Annotated in this window: 1 protein-coding gene; it reads left to right on the top strand. The window is 62.7% G+C overall.

Going from position 1 to position 482, the window contains the following annotated elements; translation table 11 throughout:
- On the top strand, positions 1-479 hold a 479-nt coding region (locus AACY52_RS30525; RefSeq protein ID WP_339561417.1), incomplete at its 5' end, for a response regulator.
- Positions 480-482 lie beyond the last annotated feature (3 nt).

Here is a 482-nt window from a genome sequence, read left to right as displayed (position 1 = left end):
GGTGCGTGTTGCTGGACGTGCGTATGCCGGGGGTAGACGGGCTTGAGGTCCAGCGCCTGCTCAACGAGCGCGGGATCGCTTTTCCGGTGATTGTGCTGACCGGGCATGGCGATATTTCGCTGGCAGTGCGGGCGATCAAGGCGGGTGCGGTCGATTTTCTGGAAAAGCCGTTCGAGAAGACTGCGTTGCTGCACGCGATCGACGAAGCTTTTGATCGCCTGGCGAGTACGCAGGCCGAGCAATTGAGCGCGATCGAGGCGAGCGTCCGCCTCGCCGCGCTGACGCCGCGTGAGCGCGATGTGCTGGATGGCCTGGTCAACGGGCAACCCAATAAGATCACTGCTTACAAGCTTGGCATTTCGACGCGTACCGTGGAGGCTCACCGCGCCAACCTGACGCATAAGCTCGGCGTGCGCTCGATGTCCGACGTGCTGCGGCTGGCCTTTGCCGCACGGCTCCACACATCATCGGGCGAATGAAAG

It is taken from the genome of Pseudomonas sp. EA_65y_Pfl1_P113 (genome assembly GCF_963970525.1).
Classification (GTDB): Bacteria; Pseudomonadota; Gammaproteobacteria; order Pseudomonadales; family Pseudomonadaceae; genus Aquipseudomonas; species Aquipseudomonas tritici.
Note: the sequence above shows the minus strand (reverse complement) of the source record. Positions and strands in the feature narration are given on the sequence as shown.